Source organism: bacterium, from assembly GCA_008933615.1.
In the GTDB taxonomy this organism is placed as follows: domain Bacteria; phylum CLD3; class CLD3; order SB21; family SB21; genus SB21.
Genome location: WBUR01000042.1, coordinates 21,650 through 31,760, shown reverse-complemented (window position 1 = coordinate 31,760; position 10,111 = coordinate 21,650). Strand labels below are relative to the sequence as shown.

At 44.0% G+C, this 10,111-nt stretch carries 7 protein-coding genes; 1 reads left to right on the top strand and 6 read right to left on the bottom strand.

Annotation, left to right across the window (positions count from 1 at the left end):
- Positions 1-52: 52 nt before the first annotated feature.
- Positions 53-787 (bottom strand): tetratricopeptide repeat protein, encoded by a 735-nt coding sequence (locus F9K33_13930; protein KAB2878277.1) that lies wholly within the window; start codon positions 785-787, stop codon positions 53-55.
- Positions 788-999: 212 nt separating this feature from the next.
- On the opposite strand from F9K33_13930, the gene F9K33_13925 reads away from it, so the two are divergent.
- Positions 1,000-2,853 carry a carbon starvation protein A gene (locus tag F9K33_13925; GenBank protein KAB2878276.1) on the top strand — a complete coding sequence of 618 codons (1,854 nt, stop codon included), beginning with the start codon at positions 1,000-1,002 and terminating at the stop codon, positions 2,851-2,853.
- 2 nt (positions 2,854-2,855) lie between these two features.
- Here F9K33_13925 and F9K33_13920 read toward each other — a convergent pair whose 3' ends face one another.
- Genes F9K33_13920 through F9K33_13900 form a run of 5 tightly spaced genes read right to left on the bottom strand, consistent with a single transcriptional unit; the run spans position 2,856 to position 10,107 of the window.
- A complete protein-coding gene (locus F9K33_13920) occupies positions 2,856-4,655 on the bottom strand; it encodes a S8 family serine peptidase (protein KAB2878275.1) in 1,800 nt (599 codons plus the stop codon).
- Positions 4,652-5,668: a hypothetical protein gene (locus tag F9K33_13915; GenBank protein ID KAB2878274.1), complete on the bottom strand. Its 1,017-nt coding sequence runs from the start codon at positions 5,666-5,668 to the stop codon at positions 4,652-4,654. Before F9K33_13915 ends, F9K33_13920 begins: the two co-directional genes overlap by 4 nt.
- Entirely contained in the window at positions 5,665-7,668 is a 2,004-nt protein-coding gene (gene ligA / locus F9K33_13910) for an NAD-dependent DNA ligase LigA (protein ID KAB2878273.1), read from the bottom strand. The genes F9K33_13915 and ligA overlap by 4 nt, the downstream gene beginning before the upstream one ends.
- An 18-nt stretch (positions 7,669-7,686) precedes the next feature.
- Positions 7,687-9,165, bottom strand: a complete 1,479-nt coding sequence (locus F9K33_13905; GenBank protein ID KAB2878272.1) for a radical SAM protein — start codon at positions 9,163-9,165, stop codon at positions 7,687-7,689.
- Positions 9,166-10,107 carry a UbiA prenyltransferase family protein gene (locus F9K33_13900; protein ID KAB2878271.1) on the bottom strand — a complete coding sequence of 314 codons (942 nt, stop codon included), beginning with the start codon at positions 10,105-10,107 and terminating at the stop codon, positions 9,166-9,168.
- Positions 10,108-10,111: the final 4 nt, after the last annotated feature.

Genomic DNA, 10,111 nt, shown 5'->3' with positions numbered 1-10,111 from the left:
ACCCAAAACAACTCCTCTATACCGCAAACTACGCGGTAAGTCCGTTTAGTCGCTACCAGTCTTTTTCTGTTTTTTGCTCTTTAGTCACTTTTTCTTTTATTTTTTTCTTCTGATAATCTTTATCCTGATTCTTAAGAGCATCCAGCAGCTTTTCAGCTTCCTTTTTATTCATTCCTTGTGTTGTCTCACTCTGCTTTTTTTGGTCGTTCCGGTCTTCGTTACGTTGATCTTTCGTCTCATCCTGTTTTTTATCTTCTTTGTCCTTATCCTGCTCGTCCTTTTGCTGATCCTTCTTGGATTGGTTCTTATCATCATTTTTCTGAGGGGGAGGGTTCTGCTTCTGCATTTGTTTCAGAGCCAATTCCAGATTTTTTCGGGCATCGGCATCTTCCGGATTCTTTCGCAAAACTTGTTTATAGCCTTCTATACTCTCTTTCAGTTTCTTGGATTTATATTCACAGTTGGCAATATTATATTGAATGTTATTTTTCAGTTTCGAATCGGATGCATTGGCCAGTGCTTTTTCATAGTACAATTTAGCCTGGTCATACATCTGCATACGGTAAAGGCTATTGCCAACATTATAATTCAATTCAGGATCATCCGGATTTTCGTCAAGCAATTGTTTATAGGATTGCATGGCATGATAATGATCGCCGCTCTCAAAGAGTTTATCCGCTTGCCGGCGTGAAAGCCCGACTTGTGCGCTAACCAAATCAGCAAATAACACTGTGATGAGCAGGACAAATACAGGTAGACTATAGATGTTTTTAGAAAAGTTATTCATATTAAGAATTTTCTAAATTTTAGCCAGGTCGTGTGCTGCCAGCCGGTTTATACGCCCGTGCTTTGGAAATGATACAAAAAAAATCAACATGAATCAACATGGGATTACATGGACGAAGAAGCAACTGACCATTGATATTCAAAGTTATGCCAATTATATTGACCGACCAAAACCCGTTCATGCCGCCTCAAATTTCCATACGGAGTTAATGTATGAATGCATTTCCATTGCTGCTTGTTGCATTGCTGGTTATGGCTATTGCCTACAGATATTACAGCGCTTTTATCGCGTCTAAAGTTGTTGCTCTCAATGACGCCTGCGAAACGCCGGCGCATACTATGAATGACGGTCAAAATTATCATCCGACTTCGAAATGGGTTCTGTTTGGCCATCATTTTGCCGCAATCTCCGGTGCAGGCCCTTTGATCGGACCGGTATTGGCAACCCAGTTTGGATTTCTCCCTGGATATTTGTGGTTATTGATCGGGGTATGCCTAGGCGGGGCCGTCCAGGATTTTGTCATCTTAGCCGCTTCCGTTCGCCGTAAAGGAAAATCGCTTGCTGAAATTGCCCGTTATGAAATAAGCCCTTTGGCCGGGCTGATCGGCTCGATCGCCATACTTATTATCATTGTTATCGCTTTAGCAGGATTGGGCTTAGCCGTGGTCAATGCATTGCGCGAGAGTTCATGGGGAACATTCACGATCGCATTAACTATTCCGATCGCGCTATTTGTCGGTTTGTGGATGTACAGGATTCGACCGGGACGAATCGGCGAAGCAAGCGTTATAGGTGTCATCGGTGTTTTTTTTGCGGTCATCGCCGGGAGTTGGATTCCGGGGTCTTTTTTGGAACCGTATTTTACATTGTCACGCGAAGGCATTATTATTTCCATCGCAGTGTACGGTTTTATTGCTTCGGTATTACCTGTTTGGCTGTTATTGTGCCCGCGCGATTATTTGAGTTCATATATGAAAATAGGAACCATTGCGGCTCTGGTTCTGGGTGTTTTTATCGTTCATCCCGATTTAAAAATGCCGGCTTTTACTGAATTTGTTGACGGCGGCGGGCCGATCATTCCCGGAAAAATATTTCCGTTCGTTTTTATCACTATTGCCTGCGGCGCAATTTCCGGATTTCATGCGTTAGTTGCATCCGGCACCACACCGAAGATGATAAACAAAGAAACGGATGCTCGTTTTATTGGTTACGGCGCCATGCTGATGGAGGGTCTTGTCGGTATTGTTGCGCTGATCGCATCATGTTCCCTCTTTCCAGCCGACTATTTCGCGATCAATGTCACGCCGGAAAAATTCAAAACGCTAGGCCTGGATATTGTGAGCCTCGATGTGCTTTCAAAGGAAATCGGCGAATCGCTTGCCGGCCGGCCCGGAGGCGCCGTTTCACTCGCCGTAGGATTTGCTCAGATATTCGGAGCCATTCCGGGATTTTCACACCTGATTTCATATTGGTATCACTACGCCATTATGTTTGAGGCTTTGTTTATTCTAACGACCATCGACACCGGAACACGTGTGTCACGTTTTTTGGTGCAGGAATTCGGTGGGCGGATCTGGAAACCGTTTGACAGAACAGATTGGCTGCCGGGCGCCTTGATTTCGTCTGCTCTGGTGGTTGTTGGCTGGGGGTATTTTATATGGACAGGCAGTATCAGTACCATCTGGCCTATGTTCGGCACGGCTAATCAATTGCTCGCCAGCGTGGCACTGGCAGTTGCAACCAGCGCAATATTAAATTCAGGTAAGAAGAAATACGTTTGGATAACGCTCGTACCGCTTGTTTTTGTTGCGACAACCACTCTGACTGCGTGTTGGTTAAACATAACGGACAATTTTCTTCCATTGACGGAGAACCCGCAAATGGCCGTTCAGGGCTATATCAATATCAGCATGACCGTGATCATCATGACATGCGCGGTGATTATTCTTGTAGAAGCGCTACGGCGTTGGTACAGAGTACTGGTAAAAGGCGAGTACGAGGTTAATGGAAAAACCGTCTATTCAAAGAAAGAAGTTTTCACTCCCCCCGAATACGGTTGCAGCTAAAATTATCTTACTAAAAGCATTTTTTTTGTTTTTGAGAATTTATTTCCTTCCAGCCGGTAAAAATACATACCGGATGAAACTGCGTTCCCTTGAGCATCCTTTCCGTCCCACATGACTGTGTATCCGCTTTGAACCGAATGGTGCCGATTAATTAACGTTTTCACCTGTTGACCCAAAATATTATAGACTGTAATTCGCACGTTACCGGCTTTGGCTACATCATACTTTATGAAGGTTTCATCGCCAAATGGATTTGACGCATTCTGATAAAGAAAATACTGATCCGGCGTATTTGTTGTATCCGGTATTCCGGTAATCCCAAAATAATTGGATGCCGCCAAAGCGTTGATAATACCGTATCCGTAAAGGTTATTAGGGCTGCCTGCATTATCGGCTGTCATTTTCAACGCCCATCGCACTTGCGCCGGAGTTAGTCCCGGATGAGCGGATAACATCAAAGCGCATACGCCTGCCGTCAGGGGACAGGCAAAAGAAGTTCCCGGGTTTAATACATACCCGGTAGTATTGGTCGCGCTGGCCATACTCACCGCGTAGCCCATTGCCATTACGTCCGGTTTTATCTGCCCGCGCGTTGTCGGCCCAACGGAACTAAAAACGGCCCTTATTCCGGACGCATCGACCGCGCCAACAGCTATGACGCTATCGCCATCCGCGGGCGCACCTAACGTATTGTGTGAAATATTGGCATATTCATTTCCAGCGGAATTTACAACCACGAGGCCCATACCCACGCCGATATTGGCCGCCTTGGTGATCCTCGTCGAATCTCCAGTCATCCATGTCCAATTGTATACGCTTTTGTCATAGGTCAGCGCACCGGATGAATCAAAATTAATATACCCCAATGAACTGCTTATAATATCAGCGCCAAGACCTTCCGCCCATTCCATCGCGGCTATCCAATTATCCTCTTCGAATGGCGTTTCACTATCAGTGTTTTCTGTTTTTGCCAGAATATATTCAGCGCGATATGCTGGTCCGATCAATTTACCTTGTTTAAATCCGCCAACAACCGAAAGCGTATTCGTACCATGTGATCCTTCCCCCATATCGGCACTATCTCCGACTCCCCCATCGTTATTCACAAAATCCCATTTAGCTATGATTTGCATGTTGTCGAATGCTTCATGCGCTAAATTATTAAAGCCTGCGTCAAAAACCGCGATAGTGACTCCCTGCCCGAAAAAACCTAGTTGATGCATTTCGGGGACATTAATCTGCTTGAGCTGTGAATAACTGTACCCATAAAACAAAGAATCAAACCCGGACGACAACTTTTTATTTAATACGCGCGTCAGTTCAACAGATTCACTTTCATCGATGTCCTTCTTTTTTTGGAATCGCGCTACGGGATCGATTTTAATTACAAAATCTAAATTATTCAGAACTTCAATTTGTTCCCGCGTAGCCCAAGCGCTCACTGCGTTAAACCATTTGGATGTATTACGAATTGCGATACCGTTTTCTTCAATTGCTTTGCAATAATTCTGAGAAACCGGAATATCTCTTTCATCAACAAGATTATCGGAGCTCCGCACTTTTGCGCGGCGTTTAAGGGTTTTACCTGACAGTGTTTGAAACGCACGATTTTTTTTCAGATTAATATCCGCTCCCTTGTCTTTGAAATAAACCCAAACAAGTTCTTTCTCGTCAGAAGACATTTTTGACAGCCGATCTTTCAACGCGACGCCGATTTTGTTATCGTTCCGTTGCACCGGAGAAATAAGCATGAAAACACAAAAGGTAAAAGCGACCATAACGTGCCATTTAAGAGGTGTCATATATTTTCCTTAGGTAAGCATGGGATATTTAAAATAGCCGCTACACTATGCGCGGTTAATCCGATCAATACAGGATATACTTCGCCGTAATCGCGTATTTCATACAGAAAACCTAGAAATAAGGTTAGAACAAATAAAGGAGCACCGATCCATAAAGCATTCTTAAGAAATGCGGGTTTTTCTTTCCACTTATAAAAAAGCAATAATGCTAAAACGATCCAGGACAGAAATGTAGTCAAATAGTAATGATAGCCGAAAAGTATGTTATGAATAAAATGAAATTCAATTAAACCACCCGGGTTCTGATAAAATACAATCTCCAAAATAATCTTGACTGATATAAAAATGCCGATTTGAGCCGCCAGCAATTTCTTCCTAAGACGTCGATCCATTTCCGTATTGAAGTAAAAATGAATGACAAAAACCATTATCAGAAGGATCATCGTTTCTTTTGACCAGCATCCAATAAAAAAGAAAAACAAATATAAACCCCACTGCCTTGTTATCATAATCCCTAAACCGAGTGTAAATAGAAACAGCGTAGGAATATCATAGATATAGCTGAAACTGAAAAATGCCGGAATTCCTACCAATGCGGCCACCGTAACTGCATCAGCAAAAAAAAGACTTGTTTCATATAATCTGTCAATCAGGACTCGAAAAGAAAGGAGAAATCCCCAGAGTGATACATAGATAAAAAAGACCGAAACAGCATAGTCAACAAACAAGTCACTGGACAATTTTAGACGCGACATAATGCGGGCGATAGTCGAACTCTTCGACGCTCTTTCGATCATTGCATTTCGCACGTCTGAAGGAATGGCCTGTACCGTTAGCCGAACTGCGACCGGCATCAGTTGCCTATAAACGAACGGCTTAGGCGCAGTACCATAGATCATGCTGTCCAATTCGATCGTTCCCTCACGGTTTAAGCCGGATGACATGGCCAGAGATCCCATGACGACCAAAGACAGAAGAAACAAAATAGCATAATAAATAAAACGTGGTCTCATGCGTTCTCAATCATTTTGATGAATTCGTTTTCGTCTATGACGCCAATTCCAAGTTCTCTTGCCTTTGCTAATTTAGATCCCGCTTGTTCACCGGCTAACACAAAATCCGTTTTTTTACTTACGCTTCCGGATGTTTTGCCGCCACGTTCTTCAATCATTTTTTTTACCGCGTCTCTTGAATGTGTCGGCAAAGTACCGGTCAAAACAAAGGTTTTTCCTGAGAATATCTGTGGTACATGCTTCGCCGATGAACTGGTTAGTTTTGTATTGACGCCTGCGCTCATCAATTTTTGGATAACGGCGATGTTTTTCGGATTTTTAAAGAACTGCACCACGCTGTTGGCTGTCCGCTCGCCTATTCCTTGAATCTGAAGCAGCACATCGGTATTCGCACTCATTAACTTGTCTAAAACCTTAAAATGTTTTGCAAGGTCTTTTGCGGATTCTTCGCCAACAAAACGTATGCCGAGAGCGTAAATCAGTTTTTCAAGTGATTGATGTTTACTTTTTTCAATCCCATTTATCAAATTCGATGCGCTTTTCTGTCCCATACGCTCAAGATCAATTAACGGCTCCCATCGGAGTAAATACAGATCGGCTACATCTCTGATCAAATGCCGATCAACCAATTGCGCCACGACAGCCTCTCCTAAATTCTCTATATCCATCGCGTCACGTGAACAAAAATGTTCAATGCGTTTTTTTATCTGCGCATCGCAAGTCATATTTTCACACCGCCATGCAGCCTCTCCTTCGGTTTTAATGATTTCGGAATTACAGACCGGACATTTCTTCGGGAAAGTGAATTGTTTGGATGACGACGCCCTTTTCTCTAACATGACTTTCGAAATCTTCGGTATGACATCTCCGCCCTTTTCAATTACAACCAAGTCTCCCACGCGAATATCTTTTTCCCGAATAAAATCTTCGTTGTGCAATGTTACGCGGCTGATGGTCGATCCCGCCAAAAACACCGGTTCGAGTTCTGCTACCGGGCTCACCACGCCTGTTCGTCCGACCTGCAATGTAATTCCGAGGACTTTGGTGCTCGCCTGCTGCGCCTTGAATTTATATGCAATTGCCCAGCGGGGCGATTTGGCCGTGGCCCCGAGCGTTTCCTGCTGCCTAATATTATTCACTTTTATAACAACCCCGTCAATATCAAACGGTAATGTGTCCCTTTTTTCTTCCCATTCTTTACAAAAATCGAAAACCTGATGAATATCCTTGCACACACGGTGCGCTTTCATCACGGGAAATTTTAATCTTTCCAATTCTTTTAAACTGTCAAAATGGGATTTGAAATTGGCCGACGGATCCAAGTTCCGCAAATAGTACGAGAAGAACTTCAGCGGACGCCCGGCAACTTCTTTCGGATCCTGAATTTTCAGCGTCCCCGCGGAAGAATTTCGCGGATTTGCGAATGCCGCTTCTCCGGATTCGGTACGCCGCTGATTCATTACCATAAAATCTTCGCGATACATCAAAACTTCCCCTCGTACCTCCAGGCGTGTTTTGTTTTCCATGCTCAAAGGGATCGAACGGATAGTTTTTATATTGACCGTCACGTCTTCGCCTTTTTCTCCGTCGCCGCGCGTAACCCCTCTGACTAAATATCCGCCTTCGTAAATCAGGCTTATCGCCACGCCGTCAAATTTTAATTCACACACGTATTCGTATTTGTGTCCCTCCAATACCTCGCCAACCCGGAGGTCAAATTCCACCAATTCCTCTTTGCTGTACGTATTGGAAAGGCTCATCATCGGCTGAATATGCGGAACGGTTGGAAAATTTTTTGTAAGGTCCGATCCAACGCGCTGCGTCGGTGAATCACGCGTGATTAACTCGGGGTGCTTTGATTCTAATCCAACTAACTCCTTAAGAAGTTGGTCGTATTTTTCATCGGAGATATCGGGCCGGTTGAGAACGTAATACTTGTAATCATGCTGATCAATCAGCGCACGTAATGATTTGACCCTATCGTTGAGTTTTGAATTCATGCGGTAACCGGTGGTTCGTCAGCCTGGATTTCGTTGATGGGTCTGCATAACAACGTTCTTAACCATACGCATGCCATACGATGCGTATCGGCGGAATTCCTGAACGGAATGGATATTGGAAAAAGTTTTGATGACGTATTTGGGAGACAGATAAATATGACGCAGCCCTTTCTTTCTATAATCCATGATCTCCTCACGGCTCAAGAAAAGCGTAGCCATGGTCGGATCATGGAAATAATCATGCCCTATGACTTCATCATTGAGTAAACCTGATTCTTTTGCAATCGCATGAAGTTCCGTTCCTTCATACGGGGTCGCAATATGAATTTCTGAAAAATCGCAATCCAGATCTTTAGCGAACCGTATCGTTTTTTCTACCGACACATGGTCATCCCATGGGAGGCCAATCATAAAGAATCCGTATACGCGCAATCCGGCTTCTTTGACGATTCTTACCGCGTTAACTGCGTCTGCTGCCGTTGCATCTTTTTTCATTTTTCTCAGAATCTCGTCATCCCCGCTTTCAAAACCGAATGCCACGAGCCAGCAACCGGCCTTTTTCATCCACTCCAGCCTTTCCGCATCGATCGTATCCACACGGCTATTGGCAACCCAGCGAATATCCAATTTCCGATTAAGAACTTCCATGCAAAGCTCGATTACAAATTTCTTGTTGATTGTAAACGTATCCGCTTTAAAAAAAAAGTCTCTAATAGCATATTTGCTCACGCATTCTTCAATCTCATCAACAATATTCTGAACCGATCGCTGGCGAACTCTCTGCCCGGAAATCGCAGGCGTCAAACAAAAAATACATTTTGAGGGACAGCCGCGTGAGGTTTGAATCGTAGCCTGCGGAGCTCCCGTATCAGGACGGATATAGAGTTCGTTCTTCAGTAGATCTCTGGCCGGAAATGGAATTGAATCCAAATCGATCTCAAATTCCTTCTGTCTATTTCGAATCCAGCGCCCGTCGGAATGTTTCCAAATAATTCCTGGAATGTTTGATAACGGAGTTTGCCCTATCAGGGCGGAAATCAGATCATGTATTATGGTCTCCGCTTCACCGGCTAACGCATAATCCATACTTGCGAATTGCGGTCTGAGCAATAATTTCAAATCCGATGAAAAGAATAATGCGCCCTTCGCAATCGCGACAATCGACGGGGTGATCTTCTTGGCAAGTTCAAATGCATAGAGATCGTCCAGAACGGTAGCGGTTGTCACGCTCATGATAAGCGCGTCAGGCGACCATTTTTTCAAATCATTCTCATATTTATCCCACGATAATTTTTCTGCGGGATAGTCCATAATGCGAGGCAGAATCCCCATTTGTCGCAATATAGCCGCCATGTACGCTAAGTCATTCGGCTCCCGGAGCGACACGGCAGACGATTCCTCAATATTAGCCTGGCACCTGTCTTCACCACGCTGGTACAATGGACCGGGTGGATTGAAAAGTAAAACTGTCTTCAATTTGATATTAGAATTCAGCATCTATTCAAATCGTAAATTGGGGTTGATATAATACATTTCAATAATCGACAATCCTATCCAGATAAGGACGGAAGCCACCAGCGGTTTATCCGAAAGGATCAGACGTGTATGATCCAGTTTTTCTTCGTTACGGTAGATGATCAGCAGGTAACGAATCACGCCGTAAAATACGCTTAAGACGCTTAACATGACCCCAATTCCGTTTTGCCATTGACCGCGTGAAATAACATAGAATATGTAGGAGCCGATTACAGATGCAGCCAGCGTCACAATGAGCATATCCAGAAAATACGGTGAATATCCTCGTTCGAAATGAACCGAGGCATGATCCGACATGATCTCGTATCGGCGTTTACACAACGCAACGAGTGTAGCAAGAAAAAACGTCGATATCAGAATCCAGTTCGATACGTCAACAGCAAGCACCGCGGCTCCCGCCAGCACGCGAAAAACAAACCCCAACCCTATAATGCCAACGTCGACAATGGCAATTTTTTTCAGAAAAAACGAGTATAGGAGATTGAGCGTTAAATACGACAGGATGACCAAACCCACTGTCAAGCCGTTTGAAAATGCCATTAGTATTGAAACCGAACCGAGACCAGCAGAAAACAAAACCGCATGCGGTATTTTTACAAGCCCGCGCGTAATCGGACGCATCCATTTCGAAGGATGATTGGCGTCTTCTGTCCGGTCAAAAATGTCGTTAATGATATAAATAGTACTTGAAGCCAAACAGAAAACACAGAACACATATATGGACTCAACAAATGATGTCCAATCAAATAGGCGGTGCGAAAAAAGCAGAGCAACAAATACAAAAATATTTTTTGTCCAGTGCACCGGGCGCATGGACAAAAATAAATACCGCAGCCGCTCTGCAGGAGTTAAAGCAGGCGGCTCCATAGGACGGAGTTTTCTATGTTCTGTGATAATTTTCATACTA

Bases quoted from the DNA above. Each gene is read 5' to 3' on its own strand.
- F9K33_13930 (KAB2878277.1), bottom strand. From the start codon at position 787: ATGAATAACTTTTCTAAAAACATCTATAGTCTACCTGTATTTGTCCTG.
- F9K33_13925 (KAB2878276.1), top strand. From the start codon at position 1,000: ATGAATGCATTTCCATTGCTGCTTGTTGCATTGCTGGTTATGGCTATT.
- F9K33_13920 (KAB2878275.1), bottom strand. From the start codon at position 4,655: ATGACACCTCTTAAATGGCACGTTATGGTCGCTTTTACCTTTTGTGTT.
- F9K33_13915 (KAB2878274.1), bottom strand. From the start codon at position 5,668: ATGAGACCACGTTTTATTTATTATGCTATTTTGTTTCTTCTGTCTTTG.
- ligA (KAB2878273.1), bottom strand. From the start codon at position 7,668: ATGAATTCAAAACTCAACGATAGGGTCAAATCATTACGTGCGCTGATT.
- F9K33_13905 (KAB2878272.1), bottom strand. From the start codon at position 9,165: ATGCTGAATTCTAATATCAAATTGAAGACAGTTTTACTTTTCAATCCA.
- F9K33_13900 (KAB2878271.1), bottom strand. From the start codon at position 10,107: ATGAAAATTATCACAGAACATAGAAAACTCCGTCCTATGGAGCCGCCT.